Origin of the sequence: Pseudomonas sp. SJZ080, from assembly GCF_007828295.1 — a bacterium.
GTDB lineage: Bacteria > Pseudomonadota > Gammaproteobacteria > Pseudomonadales > Pseudomonadaceae > Aquipseudomonas > Aquipseudomonas migulae_A.
This window is the reverse complement of sequence record NZ_VIUK01000019.1, coordinates 17,689-33,251: the sequence shown is the minus strand read 5'-3', so window position 1 is coordinate 33,251 and position 15,563 is coordinate 17,689. Positions and strand designations below refer to the sequence as shown.

Below are 15,563 nucleotides of genomic sequence, written 5' to 3'. Positions count from 1 at the left end.
TGCGCCAATTAGATCTCGTACTACGGCGATGTTAAATCGACCGTCTCTTGCGCTTTTGGACAAGCCGCATCCCTGCTTCGGGCCCTTGGCAAAGGGAGGTGTCGAATGACTACTTCTGGCCAAACCAACCCTTCTCACCCCACAACAATCAACCAATTGCGCCCGGCATCACTATAGCGCCCTGCTGGTATTCACGGGGCGTACAGCCAAACTCGCGACGAAACACCGTGTGCAGATACTGTGCGGATTTGAATCCGCACGCGCGGGCAACTTCCGCAATCGCTGTCTCGGTATTTTCCAACCCGCTCGTCGCCGCCGCCAGTTTGAAATGCAGAATCTCATCATGCACGCTGCAGCCCCTCACAGTGCGAAAGTGCGACTCCAGCGATGAGCGCGAGACGCCGACATAAGCCGCCACTTGCGCGGTCTTGATGCCCTGGCAGGCATATTGGCGGATAAACAGCAGCGCTTGCATGACGTAGGGGTTGCCCAACGGTTGGTGCAAACTCGACACCTGCACGTTGATCGCATCCGGCGGGATCAGGATGTGGGTGCCGGTGGAGGGCATGCCGTGCAGCATCTGGTGGAGCAGTTGCGCGGCGGTGCGGCCCATCGTTTCGGTGCCCTGAATGACTGAACTCAGGGGGACCCGGGTCAGGCTGCGTGTCAGCGGATCGTTGTCGATGCCGATCAACGCCACCTGCTCCGGTACGGCGATTCCGGCGGTCAGGCAGGCCTGCAGCAACTGCCTTGCACGGGCGTCACTGACGGCGATGATACCTATGGGTTTAGGCAGGCTTTGCAGCCAGGCGATCAGTTGTTCGACGGCGCTGTCCCAGAGAGGTGCGCTTGTGCCCATGCCGCGGTAGACCTCGGCATGCAGGCCGTCACGTTGCATCAGCCGTCGAAAGGCTTTTTCCCGCTCCTGCGCCCAACGATTGGCCTGCGCTTCAGGCAGGCTGAAGCAGGCAAAACGCTGCAGCCCCGCCTCAATCAAGTGCGCGTAAGCCAGGGTGATCAATGCGTTATTGTCGGTGGCGACATAAGGGATTCCTTTCGGGTAGGCGCGCTCATCCTGATAAGAACCACCCACCGCCACCACCGGCAACTTGATGTCGGCCAGCGCCTCGCCAATCAGCGGATCGTCGAAGTCGGCAATGATCCCGTCACCCTGCCAGCGCTCGATCCCTTTCAACCGGCAGAGAAAATCCTCTTCCAGGAACAGGTCCCAGGAGGCGCGAGTGCTGCTCAGGTAGTTGCCGATGCCGCTGATGATACCCCGGTCATAGATCTTGCTCCCGTTGAACAACAGTGCGATGCGGTGAACAGGCGGTACTGTTTTCATTATTTTCAGGCTTGTTCCGGGGCCCCTTCTCACGGAGGCGGTTTGCACAGACTAGGCGCGCAGACCACGAATCTCAATACGCAAAATCGCACCCAGTGTTGGTGATTTTCATAATCAGCAGGCATGGGGCCGTTGCTAGTATCGAGACACCGCCAAGAACAACAAGGACATTGCCAATGCCGTACTTCCCCGATGTCGACAAGATTCGCTACGAAGGCCCTTCCAGCGATTCTGCGCTCGCCTTCCGTCACTACGACGCCGACAAAATCATCCTCGGCAAACCCATGCGCGAACACCTGCGCATGGCCGCCTGTTATTGGCACACCTTCGTCTGGCCGGGCTCCGATGTGTTCGGCGCAGGTACTTTCAAGCGCCCGTGGCAACACCCCGGCGACCCGATGGAGCTGGCGATTGGCAAGGCGGAAGCCGCGTTCGAGTTCTTCTCCAAACTGGGTATCGACTATTACTGCTTCCACGACACGGATGTCGCCCCGGAAGGCAATTCGTTGAAGGACTACCGCAACCACTTCGCGCAAATGATTGATCATCTGGAGCGACATCAGGAGGAAAGCGGGATCAAGCTGTTGTGGGGCACCGCCAACTGCTTCAGCAATCCGCGCTTTGCCGCCGGCGCCGCCAGCAACCCGGATCCCGAAGTGTTTGCCTTCGCCGCTGCCCAGGTCTTCAGCGCCATGAACGCGACCCAACGCCTGAAAGGGTCCAACTACGTGTTGTGGGGCGGTCGCGAAGGCTACGAAACCCTGCTCAATACCGACTTGAAAAGTGAACGCGAACAACTGGGCCGCTTCATGCGCATGGTAGTCGAGCACAAGTACAAGATCGGTTTCAAAGGTGACCTGCTGATCGAACCCAAGCCGCAGGAGCCGACAAAGCACCAATACGATTACGACAGCGCCACCGTGTTTGGCTTTCTCCAGCAGTTCGGCCTGGAAAAGGAAATCAAGGTCAACATCGAAGCCAACCACGCGACCCTGGCCGGTCATAGCTTTCATCACGAGATTGCGACAGCCATCTCGCTGGGGATTTTCGGCAGCATCGACGCCAACCGCGGTGACCCGCAGAACGGTTGGGACACCGATCAGTTCCCCAACAGCGTCGAAGAAATGACCCTGGTCACCTATGAAATCCTCAAGGCCGGCGGGTTCAAGAATGGCGGGTTCAACTTCGACTCCAAGGTTCGCCGCCAGAGCCTCGGTGAGATCGATCTATTCCATGGTCACGTCGGCGCAATGGACGTCCTCGCCCTGTCCCTGGAGCGGGCCGCCGCCATGGTGCAGAACGACCAGCTTCAGCGGCTCAAGGATCAACGCTACGCCGGCTGGCAGCAGCCGTTCGGGCAGGCGGTGCTGGCGGGTGAGTTCAACCTCCAGTCATTGGCCGAACATGCCTTCGCCAACGAACTGAATCCGCAGGCCGTCAGCGGCAGGCAGGAAATGCTCGAAAACGTCGTCAACCGGTTCATCTATCGCTGATCGCCACGGCGTCTGCGGGCGCAACAACGCTGTGACATTCGCACGACAAATCTGTGTCTTCTGCGTCTGCCAATTCTCTACAGTTCTACCAGCCCGAGACTCATCGTCAGGCAGTGTCTTTCAAACAAAAACAAAAGGACGCACCACCATGAAAAATGTGAAACGCGCGCTATTGGCCAGCGCCCTGGCGCTGCTGTCGCTACCGGTGATGGCCGATGCTGCCCACCCGAAAATCGGTTTCTCCATTGATGATCTGCGGCTGGAACGTTGGTCGCGTGACCGCGATTACTTCGTCGCGGCGGCGGAGAAAATGGACGCCAAGGTCTTTGTACAGTCGGCCGATGCCAACGAGCAAAAGCAGATTTCGCAAATCGAAAATCTCATTTCCCGTGGCGTCGATGTGATCGTCATCGTGCCGTTCAACGCCACGGTCCTGACCAACGTAGTGGCCGAAGCGAAGAAAGCCGGGATCAAGGTCGTGTCCTATGACCGCCTGATACTCAACGCGGATATCGACGCCTACATTTCCTTCGATAACGAAAAGGTCGGCGAGATGCAGGCCAGCGGCGTGCTGCACGCAGCGCCCAAGGGCAATTACTTCCTGCTCGGAGGTGCGCCTACCGACAACAACGCAAAAGTCCTGCGCGAAGGTCAGATGAAAGTGCTGCAACCGGCCATCGACAAGGGGGATATCAAGATCGTAGGCCAACAATGGGTGAAGGAATGGAACCCGACCGAAGCGCTGAGCATTGTTGAAAACGCCTTGACCCGCAACAACAACAAAATCGACGGCATCGTCGCTTCCAACGACGCCACGGCAGGTGGCGCCATCCAGGCATTGGCCTCTCAGCAACTGGCCGGCAAGGTGCCGATTTCGGGGCAGGACGCAGACCTCGCAGCGGTCAAGCGAGTGATCGCCGGCACGCAAACCATGACCGTGTACAAACCGCTCAAACTCATCGCCTCCGAAGCTGCCAAGCTCTCGGTGCAACTGGCGCGTAACGAGAAACCCGCCTACAGCTCGCAATACGACAACGGCAGCAAAAAAGTCGACACCATCCTGCTCACCCCGACTCCGTTGACCAAGGACAACATCGACTTGCTGGAACAGGACGGGTTTTACACCAAGGCGCAGATTGCCGGGCAGTGATCATCGCCCGGTAATGCCCCCCCTGCAGGAGCCAGCCCGCTCCTGCGGGGACCCGCCTCGTCACTGCCGCTTATGAGTCTCTGCCATGTCCGACTATCTGCTGCAAATGAACGGTATCGTCAAAACCTTCGGCGGTGTCACAGCGCTCAATGGCATCGACATCAAGGTCAAGCCAGGGGAATGCGTAGGGCTTTGCGGCGAGAATGGCGCCGGCAAGTCCACGCTGATGAAGATCCTTTCCGCGGTGTACCCCCATGGCACCTGGGACGGTGAGATCCTCTGGGACGGTCAACCGCTCAAGGCGCAATCGATCAGCGAAACGGAAGCCGCCGGTATCGTCATCATTCACCAGGAACTGACCCTGGTTCCCGACCTGTCGGTGGCCGAGAACATTTTCATGGGCCATGAACTGACGCTGCCCGGTGGGCGGATGAATTACCCGGCGATGATCCACCGCGCCGAAGCCCTGATGCGTGAACTGAAAGTGCCGGACATGAACGTATCGCTGCCGGTTTCGCAGTACGGCGGCGGCTATCAGCAACTGGTGGAAATCGCCAAGGCACTGAACAAGCAGGCACGCCTGCTGATCCTCGACGAGCCTTCATCGGCCCTGACCCGTTCGGAAATCGAGGTGCTGCTGGACATCATCCGCGACCTCAAGACCAAGGGTGTTGCCTGTGTCTACATCTCCCACAAGCTCGATGAAGTGGCCGCGGTGTGCGACACGATTTCGGTGATCCGGGACGGCAAACACATCGCCACGACCGCCATGGCGGACATGGATATTCCGCAGATCATCACCCAGATGGTCGGACGGGAAATGAGCAACCTCTACCCCACCGAGCCACACGACATTGGCGAGGTGATTTTCGAGGCCCGTCACATCACCTGCTACGACGTCGACAGTCCCGGGCGCAAACGGGTCGACGACATTTCGTTCAGTCTCAAACGCGGGGAAATCCTCGGCATCGCCGGGTTGGTCGGTGCAGGCCGCACCGAACTGGTGACCGCGCTGTTCGGCGCCTATCCCGGTTGCCACGAAGGCGAAGTCTGGCTGGACGGCCAACTCATCGATACCCGCACACCGCTCAAGTCAATCCGCGCCGGCGTGTGCCTGGTGCCGGAGGACCGTAAGCGTCAAGGGATCATTCCAGACCTGGGCGTCGGCCAGAACATCACCCTGGCCGTGCTGGACAGTTACTCGAAACTGACCCGCATCGATGCCGAAGCCGAACTGGGCAGCATTGATCGAGAAATTTCGCGCCTGCACCTCAAGACCGCGAGCCCGCTCCTGCCGATCACGAGTCTGTCCGGTGGCAATCAACAAAAAGCCGTATTGGCGAAGATGCTGCTGACCAAACCCCGGGTGTTGATTCTCGACGAGCCCACCCGAGGTGTGGATGTCGGCGCCAAGTACGAGATCTACAAATTGATGGGGGCGCTGGCGGCCGAAGGCGTGTCGATCATCATGGTGTCTTCGGAGCTGGCCGAAGTGCTCGGCGTTTCCGACCGCGTGCTAGTGATCGGCGAAGGCCAGTTGCGTGGCGACTTCATCAACCAGCAACTCACTCAGGAGCAGGTGCTCGCCGCCGCACTCAGCCAGCCTGCTGGCCATAACAATAATGATCGGAAATCCGCGTAAATGAATCAGGTCAAACAACTTTTCACCCGCTACAAAATGCTCGCGCTGGTGTTTGCCGTGGCGTTTATCTGGCTGTTTTTCAGTTGGCAGACCGAGGGTGGATTCCTGACACCGCGCAACCTCTCCAACCTGCTGCGCCAGATGTCCATTACCGGAATTCTCGCTTGCGGCATGGTGCTGGTCATCATCAGCGGCGAGATCGATTTGTCGGTCGGCTCATTGCTGGGCCTGCTCGGTGGTGTCGCGGCTATCCTCGACGTGGTCTACCACGTACCGTTGCTGGCGAACCTGAGCCTTGTGGCCCTGTGCGGGCTGCTGATCGGCCTCGCCAACGGCTACATGGCCGCCTACCTGCGCATTCCGTCATTCATCGTCGGGCTGGGAGGCATGCTGGCTTTCCGCGGCATTTTGCTGGGGATTACCGGCGGCACGACCATCGCCCCGGTATCACCGGAACTCGTCTACATCGGTCAGGGTTATTTGCCCCACACAATCGGAACGGGCCTGGGCGTTCTGCTGTTCGCACTGACGTTGTTCCTGACTTGGAAACAACGACGCAATCGCGCCCTTCATGGCCTTGCGGCACATTCACTGGTGCGTGACGTCGTGCGTGTGCTGTTGATCGGCGCGGTGCTAGCCGGATTCGTCCAGACCCTCAACAGCTATGACGGCATTCCCGTGCCGGTCCTGCTTCTGCTGGTTCTGCTGGGCGGTTTCAGCTACGTGACCAGCCAGACCGTGTTCGGCCGGCGCGTGTATTCCGTGGGCAGCAACATGGAAGCGACACGTCTGTCCGGTATCAATGTGCAGGCCGTGAAGCTGTGGATTTTCGGAATCATGGGAGTCATGTGCGCCCTCGCCGGCGTGGTCAACACCGCACGCCTGGCCGCCGGTTCACCCTCGGCCGGAAGCATGGGTGAACTCGACGCCATCGCCGCCTGCTTCATCGGCGGCACTTCCATGCGCGGGGGGTCCGGCACCGTTTACGGCGCCCTCCTCGGCGCACTGGTCATTACCAGCCTGGACAACGGCATGTCCATGCTCGACGTCGACAGTTACTGGCAGATGATCGTCAAGGGCAGCATTCTGGTGTTGGCCGTGTGGGTGGATGTGAGCACTCGGACTGGGCGACGTTGATCTGCTGTGTATGAAGTGATCCGCGGCAGTCTGCTTCTAGGGAGATGCGATTTTTCGTGACGGTTGTAATGCGGCCACCGATGGTCAGCCACCCTTGGATTTGGGTAGAAAGTTGCCTCTTCCAACAGGCGGCTATCGGCCAAAAGCGGCCCTTCACTTTAAAGTCTGAAGCGCATGGAATCAGCCTTTCTTTAACTGGCCTCCACAAATGTGAGAATGCCACCTTGCGGTCCAGCCGCAAGGTGTGCTCTTGCTATTTAGTGGCAGTGGTAGTCGTTCGTTTTATGGTTGCGATGGCAACCTTTTGAATCAGTACCGCCACTGTGCGCGAAGACAGCAACGGACGTAATCGAAAGTAAAGCGGCGATCAAAATGGCGGACAGTTTCATCAGGGCTTGCTCCATGCTCATGTTTTTTTATCCGTGAGATATCTCACGCTTCGCAGCGTATGGCTAATTGCCTTCATTGGACAAGCGACTTCCTAACTGTCTTCCCAACATTAGATGAACGGCCGAGCGCCTACTTCTTGAGCTACCACTGGCTCTGGTTTCGGATGGCCCCACATCCCCCAGGGGGATATAAACCCCCTACAAATGGGAAACTCGTCGCTTTCATGCGGCGGTGGCGAAAAGGCACAACCTCCGAGAGTGCCAAGCACGGCCATTCGCACGAGTAACCCTCCGAAATAAACAAGGCTGCGATTGCGGCCTTGTTTATTTCTACGTGACGACACTGTCCTCTGAGCCAGTGATTGAGCGACTCAAAATGAATGTCAGCTTTGGATTGAAGCAGTCATTCAATGCTCTACAAAATCAGGGGCGATTCAACCGCCTGGTTGAGATACTTCAAGATTGGCAGGGAGAGAGCTTTAACCTGTACGCGCTCTACCCCTCTCGCCACCTGCCTCCTGCAAAGGTCAGCGCATTCATCGATTTCGTGACAGAGGTACTGGATCTATCCGAACCTGCGGCGCACAGCTATCGGGCTCGTTCTAAAGCCCGAGTCAAGGCGGTTACAGACGTCGGTTGAGAATACGGAGGCCAGCCCGCCAATTCATGACTTTAGATCATCACTCAGTTGACTCGATGGCTATTCTGTCATCGTGCAGGCTTCGATAATCTGCCCCCGTCAGATCGCTACTGCACATAGATGTACGTAGATGCAGTGGCGCATCCCCTTCGGACTCATTGATGGCAGATCAATCATGTACGCAATCACTGGAATCACCGGCAAGGTCGGCGGCGCACTTGCCCGTGCTCTGCTGGAAGACAAGCAACCCGTTCGCGCCGTGGTGCGCGACGTTAACAAAGCTGAATCCTGGGAAGCGGTCGGCTGCGAGATCGCCCTTGCAGAAATGGACGACGCCGCCGCACTGACGCGGGCATTTGAAGGCGCCCAAGGCGTGTTCATCTTGCCACCGTCGGATTTTGATCCCGAACCGCACTTCCCCAAGGCCAAAGCGGTGATTGCTGCAGTGAGTGAGGCAATCGTAACGGCGCAGCCACAGCGAGTCGTCTGTCTTTCGACTATCGGTGCTCAAGCCGTGAACACCAACCTGCTTACCCAACGCACGCTCATGGAACAAGCCCTGAGCAAGCTTGATGTTCCCGTGACGTTCCTGCGCCCTGGTTGGTTCATGGAGAATGCCTTGTGGGACGTGGCCTCGGCACGGGATGAGGGCGCGATCCACAGCTTCCTGCAACCACTCGATAAAACAGCGCCCATGATCGCAACTGCGGACGTCGGCCGGACGGCCGCTGCACTCATCCAGCAATCCTGGCAGGGCCGGCGCATTGTCGAACTGGAGGGGCAACACGTGAGTCCTGAAGACATTGCCGCTACATTCAGCGTAATACTGGGCCGTTCTGTTCAAGCTCGGGCAGTGCCGAGAGAGACTTGGGACAACGTCTTTCGCTCACAAGGGATGCAGCATCCGCTGGCTCGAATCCGCATGCTCGATGGTTTCAATGAGGGGTGGATCTCGTTTGAGGGCGGCAATATCGAACGAATTCAGGGCACTATTTCGCTAGGTGCCGTGTTGACCCAGTTGGCGAACCTTGGCTATTAAGGCAAGGACGGCCTCTGGATTGATTCGCCCACCTTATGCGCGACGTCGCCCACAGCGAGCACGTATCATCACGAGCCATGGTGATGCAGCAGAAAACGCCGCGGCCAGTGCAGTTCGAGATGACTGAACAAATACAGCCGGCTGTCGCAGTCTGGATACATCAGGGCAAGCTACACAGCGAGGACTGCCTTTCCCTAGCCGGCTGCATACCTCAGACCATCTATCCACTCGGCAATACGCTCGTACAGTCAAAGGCTGGGTGAAAGCCGTTGACCTTGATCCAGCCATGTATGGCACTCATACGATGTACTGGAAAACATAGCCTTGCGCGCCGAGCTTGGTTGCGACACGGTGGTGCTGAAGGACTTTTCTCAGCTGCAGGCCATCCCGTTTCGCGACGGCTGTGACTTGATGGACGTGCTTGGCCGACGCTTGCGGGCGCAGGCGAAGGCGTGAAACCGGCGCTGAAGGCCAATGCCGGCCAGTCATAGATGAGGTACAAGCCGTACTCGCGTTTGAAGGTCAGGCGACCGCGACAAGGGCACGATACACACCCTACCCCCCCATCAGCGAACTCGCCAACAACGCCTCCAACCCCATCGGCTTGGCAAAGTAATACCCCTGGGCCTGCCCTGCGCCCATTTCACGCAGCAAGTCCAGCGTCGCTTTATCCTCGACACCTTCGGCCACCACACTCAGGTCCAGCGATTCGGCCATCCGCACAATCGCCCGAACGATCGCGCGACTGCGAGGACTGGCGGTCAGTTCGAGGATGAACAACTTGTCGATCTTCAAGCCACTGAAACGGTATTGATGCACATAGCTCAGGGATGAAAACCCTGCACCGAAGTCATCGAGCACCACAGACATGCCGTTGTCGGCCAATTGCTGCATGGTCAGTCGGGCAATCGCCGGCTCGGCGACCAGCGCACCTTCGGTCAACTCCAGGCAGATCCGCGACGGCTCGACCCGGTACCGCGCCAACAGTGCAAGCACATCACTGGCGAAGTCCGGACGCGTCATGCTGTAGCTGGAGCAATTGACGTGCACCGGAGGCCAATTGGCGTGCTCGGGCTGTGCGAGGATCAGTGCAATGCTGTTGAGCATGTAGAGGTCCAGTCGACCGATCAGGCGCAGGCCCTCGACATCCGGCAAAAACTCGCCCGGCGCGATCACCCTGCCGCCCGGCTGTTGCCAGCGGATCAGCGCTTCAAGGGCCAACAGTTCGCCGCTTTCGACGCTGACAATCGGCTGGAAATACGGCAGCAACTCGTCGGTACGCTTGAGCGCGTTGCGCAAGGCCCCTTCCCGCTCGACCTGGTCCGAAACTTCACGGCGCACTTCCTGATTGAACACCGCGTAGCTGTCACGCCCGGCACTCTTGACCCGGTACATCGCCGCATCGGCATCGCGCAGCAAGTCGGCTGGCTCCTGATGGAACTGACTGTCGGCGGTGACAATGCCGATACTGCAGGACGAAAAAACTTCATAGCCATTGATCAAAAACGGCAGGTCAAACGCCACCAGAATCCGTTCGGCGATGTCGATCACCACGTCCAGCGGCGCCTCGGGCGCGAGCACGGAAAACTCATCGCCCCCCAGGCGCGCCAGCATGTCGGCGTCGCGCAGACAACCGCGCAATCGATGGGCGGCCTGCATCAACAGCAGGTCGCCAAAATGGTGGCCGAGGCTATCGTTGACCAGTTTGAAACGGTCGAGGTCAATGAACATCACCGCCAGGTGCCCGCCTTCGCTACCGAACTGCGACCAGGCCTGATTGAGGCGCTGTTGCAGGTAAGTACGGTTCGGCAGCCCGGTCAGCGCATCGTGGGAGTTCTCGTGTTGCAACTTGGCATTGGCGTGATCGAGCTCGCGGGTGCGGCTCTGCACCCGGGCTTCCAGCTTGAGGTTGGCGACATGGATCGCTTCGGCGGCCGTGCGTCGCGATAACGCGGTGTCGATGTGCCGCGACACGAACGTCAGCAGTTCCTGGTCACGCAGGGTATAGCGCACCTGCGAGGTATAGCTTTGCACCGCCAGCACGCCACGCACCACATCGCCATCGAACAAGGGGATGCCCAGCCAGGAATAGGCTTGGGAATACGCATCGGCCACTTCGATTTCACCGTGCGCAGTTAATCGCTCAGCTTCGTCGGCGTCAATCAGGCAAGCTCGACGCTGACGAATCACGTACTCGGTCAGGCCGCGGCTCCCACGCCGTGCCACCGGGCAGGTCGTCTGCCGTTCATCAACGTAATACGGAAAGGTCACTTCACTGGTCGCATCGTCGAACAGCGCAATGTAGAAGTTCCGCGCGAACAGCAGATCACCGACGATACCGTGCAAGGTTTGAAACAACTCGGCCATGTCACCAGGCTGGCTGGACAGTTCGGCGATCTGGAACAGCGCGCTCTGCAGATGTTCGGCGCGCTCTCGATCTGCCACTTCCTGCCGCAAGGCGTCGTTGAGTGCCGAAAGTTCCAGGGTGCGACGCATCACCGTCGCTTCCAGATCCTCTCGGTGCAGGATCCGGTCCAGCGCCATCGCCACGTGGCGGGCCACCACCAGAAACAGCGCGCGGTCCTCCGCGCTGTAGGTACGAGAAACGTCGTAGACCTGCATCGCGAGCATGCCAAACACGTCATCCGAGGCATTTTTCAACGGTGCGCCCATCCAGAACTCGGGACGATCACCCACGCAGTAAAAACGCTCCTCGGCCTGAGCCGCGAGAATGCCGGCGGCGTCGATCAGCAACGGCTGGCCAGTGGTCAATACCTGGCCGGTCAGCGACAGGTGCGAAGGGTCAAGGTATTCGTAGTGCGAGGACTCCACGGCATCAACGTCGATGATGTCGACGTAATACGGGTAGTCAATCTTGCCGCTGTGCGGGTCATACAACGCGAGATAGAAGTTCTCGGCGTCGATCAGGCTGGCCAGCAGTTGGTGAACCCCCACCAGAAACACTGAGCGGTCGCGGGTCGAGCTGGCCAGGTAGGTGATTTCATACAGTACACGCTGAGTAATCTGCGCACGGGCAAGGGTATTGGTCTGCACCTGAATACCCAGGCGCCGGGCAAACCCGGCGAGCGCCGGTTCCGCAGCAGCGTCGACCGGCGCGAGCAACCAGCCCAGCACACTTTCGCCGCTGCCCGTCGGCCAGCGGTGCAAGCGCCAGTTCTGGCAAAAGGTGTCGAACTCTTCGTTTGCAACACTGGCCGGCCACTGCGCCCGTGGGTCGCCTTGTCCGACCAGATGCATTTGCTCACCGGCACGGTAAACCACCCATGCGGTGGTGTGTGCCCAGGTACGCGCCGAGTCCAGCAATTGCTCGATTGTTTCCGTGTTGCAAGCGTCAGCCATGCCGAGAGTGTCCGAATTCCCTTTAAGCTGAGAGGCGATAACTTCGCAATCGTTCGGTTGCCGCACAGCGTCGGTTAATGGACGAACACTCATCAGCGCTCCCTGAGCCAGTCACTGGCGATACTCACTGAGTGGTTGCTAGCAATGTGCCAGTGAGCTTCCCGTTTATAGAGTTTTTATTCAATAGGTTTTTTGCTTTGGTCTACACGTTAGTCGTCAACCTGTATCTGCGTCAGCCCTACCCGCTCGGCCTGCTCTAGAATCTGCGCGGGCGTGGCATCCGCATTGGGCATGATCAGGCTGTTTTCTCCATCCCCGAAATGCAGTTGCAGCAAGTGCATCGCCGCCTCGTGTACGGGCAGCTGAGGCTGCTTGAACTCGAACAGGTGAGTACGGGGCTCGCCGTTGAACAGGTATTCCACAGTGACATGGCGCATGGCGGGGTCCTCAGGGGTGAGCGTAGTGGACGCGGCTGAACTGCTAACCTTCAATTGCAATGATGCCCAGCATGCCCTCATCCGAGGAAGTGAAAATGAAACTCGCCTTCGTTGCTGCCGCAGTCGCCGTCATGCTCACCTCATCGCTTCCCGCCCATGCGGTTGCCACCGAAGATGCAGAAGCCATCCGGCCCTTCGAAATCCACGTTCCTGAGCGCGATCTTGTGGACCTGCGTAACCGAATTGCGGCGACCCGCTGGCCGGATAAAGAGACCGTTTCCGATCGGTCCCAGGGCGCTCAACTGGAACAACTGAAGGCGCTGGTTCACTACTGGGGCACGGGTTACGACTGGCGCAAAGTGGAGGCCCGGCTCAACGCCTTGCCGCAGTACGTAACGAATATCGATGGGGTGGACATCCATTTCATCTGGGTGCGCTCTCCCCGTCCGAACGCATTGCCGATGATCATGACCCACGGTTGGCCAGGCTCCATTCTCGAATTTATCGATGTCATCGGTCCGCTCTCCGACCCCGTCGCTCACGGGGGTAACGCGGCGGATGCATTTGATGTGGTGATTCCGTCGATCCCTGGCTATGGCTTCTCCGGTAAGCCGACGGGTATTGGTTGGGACCCGGATCATATTGCACGGGTCTGGGCACAGTTGATGAAACGCCTCGAGTACACGCGCTACGTCGCTCAGGGTGGCGACTGGGGTGGTCCGATCACCAGCGCGATGGCGCGCCAGGCACCGGCCGGATTGCTCGGTATCCACCTCAACCTGCCGGCCACATTACCGCCGGAAGCGACGGCGGCACTCGCGGCCGGTGGGCCGGCACCGGAGAACTTCTCCGCGCAGGAACGCGCAACCTTCGACGCCGTTGCCACACTGATCAAACAGGGAAACCTGGCGTACAGCGCAATGATGGCCGCCCGACCACAGATGATGGGTTACGGCGTGGCGGATTCACCGGCCTTTCTCGCTGCGCTGCTGCTCGTTCACCCGGGATTTTCAAAATGGATGTACGGCGCCGACGCTCAACAGCTGCCGACAAAGGATCAGGTGCTGGATAACTTCACGCTGTACTGGCTAACGAACAGTGCCGCTTCGGCAGGACGGCTGTATTGGGAAAACATGGGACGCAGCCCTCTTTCCTCAGCCGCACAGAAGACCACCGACATTTCCCTGCCAGTGGCGGTCACGGTGTTTCCGGATGACGTTTATTACCCTCCGCAATCCTGGGCACGACGGGCCTACAGCCATCTGATCTACTTTCATCAAGCCGATAAAGGCGGCCACTTTGCAGCCTGGGAACAGCCGCAACTGTTCACTGAAGAACTCCGCACGGCGTTCAAGTCTTTGCGTTAGCGGTGGCCGTTATTTGTGAGAGGATGCTGGCGGCCAGGAGCGGACCGGTGTCCCCCTGAACAATGATCCAGGTTGTTTACCAAGGAGGGAGCGTACTTATGAAATCCGTCAGGATTCGGACTCTGGAAAGCACTGATGCTGAGGCGTTGCTGACATTTGAATGGGATAATCGCGAGTGGTTCGAGCGCCACATTGACGCGCGCGATGCGGCTTTTTACTCGGTGCAGGGCGTCACCGAGCACATCACGGCTTATTTATCCGACTACGCCGCCGGAATCTGGCACCCCTGTGTCATCGTCGACTCTGGCGGAACAATAGTGGGTCGAGCGAACCTGAAAGACATCGACACGTCCCGGCGCTCGGCAGAAGTCGGCTATCGGATTGCTCAAAGTGCTTGCGGACAAGGACTGGCCACACAGGCGGTGAAGCATCTGATCCAGGAGGCGAAGTTGCGCTGGAACCTTAACCAACTGGTTGCCAACGTTTACGCTGCCAATATCGGCTCAGCCAAGGTCCTCAAGCGCTGTGGCTTCTTGATCGAACATACATCCGGGCAAGAAGGAACAGACCAGAAGTATCGGTTTGGCCTGTCGATTTAGACGAGTGGAAAGCCAGCTGTTGTTATTCCCAGACAAAAAAAAGCCCCGCAACCAAATGGGGTGCGAGGCAGAAAATTGGTTGGTTGCGGCCAACCAAAGGAGCTCTGTAGAAAACGTTTACGGGCCGGGGTCAGATGCAATCCTGTGCGGCGCGTTCAAAACTCGAAGGCAACAGGTTCCAGGCCAGCAAGTGCCGCTCGTAGATGAACACCTTGCCGCCGTTGCCGGCCTTGTAGGCTTCCAGCACGTTGTCAGCCGAAACTTTGCTCGGCACCACGATCCGATAGCTGCGCTGGGTCTGCGAGACGGTCGGGTTCAATGCATCGCCCTGCAATTTCGGTACGACGCATTCAGCGTATTGGGCCGGGGTCTTGCTGGTCTGCAAGGTCAGCGTCGGGTCGTTCGGCGCGGAGGCACAACCGGCGAGCATCAAAGCGCCAATCGCCATGGCAGGCACATGTAAAAGACGCATCGGTCTCATCCTGAAAGGTTTGTTCATCAAATCACGCAAATTTTCGTGAGTGGTGTGTCGTTGGAGGTGATTTTCCGGTTATTGCCATCAAAGTAGAACTTGCGTTTCTTGATGGTCACTATTACCTCTAGCAATAGTTGCGCGCCGCGCAGACCGATACACACTCAATCACCACTGGAAAAGATGGATGAGGATCTCTACTTGAGAACTTTTGACTTGATCCGCGACGCTGTTCTGCCCGATTTTCGTGACCGGGTGGCCGAGTACCTGGTTCAGTACGAAACCGTACTGTTGGGCGAAAACCCGCCCGATCCGCAGCTCGCGCAGGCGACCGCCAATCAGTTGCGCGGTTATTTGCGCGGGCTGAACACCACGCGAGTGTTGGGCATGGCGGATTGGGAGGAGCTGGATCGGCGGGTGCTGAATACGTGGCTTTAGCGGCCGACCGATGACAGGCTAAAGTCTTGAGGTCGGCACAAACCACACAGACAAA

The 15,563-nt window shown here is 58.5% G+C and carries 15 protein-coding genes and 1 pseudogene; 11 read left to right on the top strand and 5 right to left on the bottom strand.

Features of this window, described 5'->3' with window-relative positions:
• Nucleotides 1-148: 148 nt before the first annotated feature.
• Nucleotides 149-1,345, bottom strand: a complete 1,197-nt coding sequence (locus tag FBY04_RS22265; protein WP_084321194.1) for a XylR family transcriptional regulator — start codon at nt 1,343-1,345, stop codon at nt 149-151.
• A gap of 176 nt (nt 1,346-1,521) precedes the next feature.
• Here FBY04_RS22265 and xylA point away from each other — a divergent pair, with 176 nt between their 5' ends.
• The 4 genes from xylA (at nt 1,522) to FBY04_RS22245 (ending at nt 6,767) form a co-directional block, all read left to right on the top strand.
• Nucleotides 1,522-2,838 carry a xylose isomerase gene (gene xylA, locus FBY04_RS22260; protein ID WP_145316922.1) on the top strand — a complete coding sequence of 439 codons (1,317 nt, stop codon included), beginning with the start codon at nt 1,522-1,524 and terminating at the stop codon, nt 2,836-2,838.
• A gap of 148 nt (nt 2,839-2,986) precedes the next feature.
• Nucleotides 2,987-3,988 (top strand): D-xylose ABC transporter substrate-binding protein, encoded by a 1,002-nt coding sequence (gene xylF / locus FBY04_RS22255; protein WP_084321196.1) that lies wholly within the window; start codon nt 2,987-2,989, stop codon nt 3,986-3,988.
• Nucleotides 3,989-4,073: 85 nt separating this feature from the next.
• Entirely contained in the window at nt 4,074-5,630 is a 1,557-nt protein-coding gene (gene xylG, locus FBY04_RS22250) for a D-xylose ABC transporter ATP-binding protein (protein ID WP_145316920.1), read from the top strand.
• The gene (locus FBY04_RS22245) at nt 5,631-6,767 is read left to right on the top strand and encodes a sugar ABC transporter permease (protein ID WP_145316918.1); all 1,137 of its coding nucleotides are present in this window, start codon (nt 5,631-5,633) and stop codon (nt 6,765-6,767) included.
• 257 nt (nt 6,768-7,024) lie between these two features.
• On the opposite strand, the gene FBY04_RS22240 is transcribed toward FBY04_RS22245, so the two are convergent.
• Nucleotides 7,025-7,156: a YHYH domain-containing protein gene (locus tag FBY04_RS22240; protein WP_123722178.1), complete on the bottom strand. Its 132-nt coding sequence runs from the start codon at nt 7,154-7,156 to the stop codon at nt 7,025-7,027.
• A 376-nt stretch (nt 7,157-7,532) separates the two neighbouring features.
• Between FBY04_RS22240 and FBY04_RS32530 the strand changes: the two genes are divergently transcribed.
• The 4 genes and pseudogenes from FBY04_RS32530 (at nt 7,533) to FBY04_RS32820 (ending at nt 9,291) form a co-directional block, all read left to right on the top strand.
• A complete protein-coding gene (locus FBY04_RS32530; protein WP_218571659.1) occupies nt 7,533-7,796 on the top strand; it encodes a hypothetical protein in 264 nt (87 codons plus the stop codon).
• Between the two features lie 175 nt (nt 7,797-7,971).
• Entirely contained in the window at nt 7,972-8,835 is an 864-nt protein-coding gene (locus FBY04_RS22230) for an NmrA family NAD(P)-binding protein (RefSeq protein WP_145317052.1), read from the top strand.
• 35 nt (nt 8,836-8,870) lie between these two features.
• A pseudogene (locus FBY04_RS22225) lies at nt 8,871-9,142 on the top strand (integrase); the annotation flags it as partial.
• Nucleotides 9,143-9,159: 17 nt separating this feature from the next.
• On the top strand, nt 9,160-9,291 hold the full coding sequence (locus FBY04_RS32820; protein ID WP_256667120.1) for a hypothetical protein: 132 nt from the start codon (nt 9,160-9,162) through the stop codon (nt 9,289-9,291).
• 99 nt (nt 9,292-9,390) lie between these two features.
• On the opposite strand, the gene FBY04_RS22220 is transcribed toward FBY04_RS32820, so the two are convergent.
• Nucleotides 9,391-12,288 carry an EAL domain-containing protein gene (locus FBY04_RS22220; protein ID WP_145316916.1) on the bottom strand — a complete coding sequence of 966 codons (2,898 nt, stop codon included), beginning with the start codon at nt 12,286-12,288 and terminating at the stop codon, nt 9,391-9,393.
• Between the two features lie 116 nt (nt 12,289-12,404).
• Nucleotides 12,405-12,632 (bottom strand): hypothetical protein, encoded by a 228-nt coding sequence (locus tag FBY04_RS22215; protein WP_145316914.1) that lies wholly within the window; start codon nt 12,630-12,632, stop codon nt 12,405-12,407.
• A 95-nt stretch (nt 12,633-12,727) separates the two neighbouring features.
• On the opposite strand from FBY04_RS22215, the gene FBY04_RS22210 reads away from it, so the two are divergent.
• Together FBY04_RS22210 and FBY04_RS22205 are read left to right on the top strand one after the other, a co-directional pair.
• The gene (locus tag FBY04_RS22210) at nt 12,728-13,999 is read left to right on the top strand and encodes an epoxide hydrolase family protein (RefSeq protein WP_145316912.1); all 1,272 of its coding nucleotides are present in this window, start codon (nt 12,728-12,730) and stop codon (nt 13,997-13,999) included.
• Nucleotides 14,000-14,097: 98 nt separating this feature from the next.
• A complete protein-coding gene (locus tag FBY04_RS22205; RefSeq protein WP_145316910.1) occupies nt 14,098-14,598 on the top strand; it encodes a GNAT family N-acetyltransferase in 501 nt (166 codons plus the stop codon).
• A 130-nt stretch (nt 14,599-14,728) separates the two neighbouring features.
• Here the strand turns inward: FBY04_RS22205 and FBY04_RS22200 are convergent, their stop codons facing one another.
• Entirely contained in the window at nt 14,729-15,070 is a 342-nt protein-coding gene (locus tag FBY04_RS22200; protein ID WP_145316908.1) for a hypothetical protein, read from the bottom strand.
• Nucleotides 15,071-15,271: 201 nt separating this feature from the next.
• On the opposite strand from FBY04_RS22200, the gene FBY04_RS22195 reads away from it, so the two are divergent.
• A complete protein-coding gene (locus tag FBY04_RS22195) occupies nt 15,272-15,508 on the top strand; it encodes a hypothetical protein (protein WP_145316906.1) in 237 nt (78 codons plus the stop codon).
• Nucleotides 15,509-15,563 lie beyond the last annotated feature (55 nt).

Excerpts from the sequence above, each read along its gene's own strand:
- FBY04_RS22245 (WP_145316918.1), top strand. The coding sequence starts at position 5,631 with ATGAATCAGGTCAAACAACTTTTCACCCGCTACAAAATGCTCGCGCTG.
- xylF (WP_084321196.1), top strand. The coding sequence starts at position 2,987 with ATGAAAAATGTGAAACGCGCGCTATTGGCCAGCGCCCTGGCGCTGCTG.
- FBY04_RS22205 (WP_145316910.1), top strand. The coding sequence starts at position 14,098 with ATGAAATCCGTCAGGATTCGGACTCTGGAAAGCACTGATGCTGAGGCG.
- FBY04_RS32530 (WP_218571659.1), top strand. The coding sequence starts at position 7,533 with ATGAATGTCAGCTTTGGATTGAAGCAGTCATTCAATGCTCTACAAAAT.
- FBY04_RS22220 (WP_145316916.1), bottom strand. The coding sequence starts at position 12,288 with ATGAGTGTTCGTCCATTAACCGACGCTGTGCGGCAACCGAACGATTGC.
- FBY04_RS22200 (WP_145316908.1), bottom strand. The coding sequence starts at position 15,070 with ATGCGTCTTTTACATGTGCCTGCCATGGCGATTGGCGCTTTGATGCTC.
- FBY04_RS22215 (WP_145316914.1), bottom strand. The coding sequence starts at position 12,632 with ATGCGCCATGTCACTGTGGAATACCTGTTCAACGGCGAGCCCCGTACT.
- xylG (WP_145316920.1), top strand. The coding sequence starts at position 4,074 with ATGTCCGACTATCTGCTGCAAATGAACGGTATCGTCAAAACCTTCGGC.
- FBY04_RS22210 (WP_145316912.1), top strand. The coding sequence starts at position 12,728 with ATGAAACTCGCCTTCGTTGCTGCCGCAGTCGCCGTCATGCTCACCTCA.
- FBY04_RS22265 (WP_084321194.1), bottom strand. The coding sequence starts at position 1,345 with ATGAAAACAGTACCGCCTGTTCACCGCATCGCACTGTTGTTCAACGGG.
- FBY04_RS22240 (WP_123722178.1), bottom strand. The coding sequence starts at position 7,156 with ATGAAACTGTCCGCCATTTTGATCGCCGCTTTACTTTCGATTACGTCC.
- FBY04_RS22230 (WP_145317052.1), top strand. The coding sequence starts at position 7,972 with ATGTACGCAATCACTGGAATCACCGGCAAGGTCGGCGGCGCACTTGCC.
- xylA (WP_145316922.1), top strand. The coding sequence starts at position 1,522 with ATGCCGTACTTCCCCGATGTCGACAAGATTCGCTACGAAGGCCCTTCC.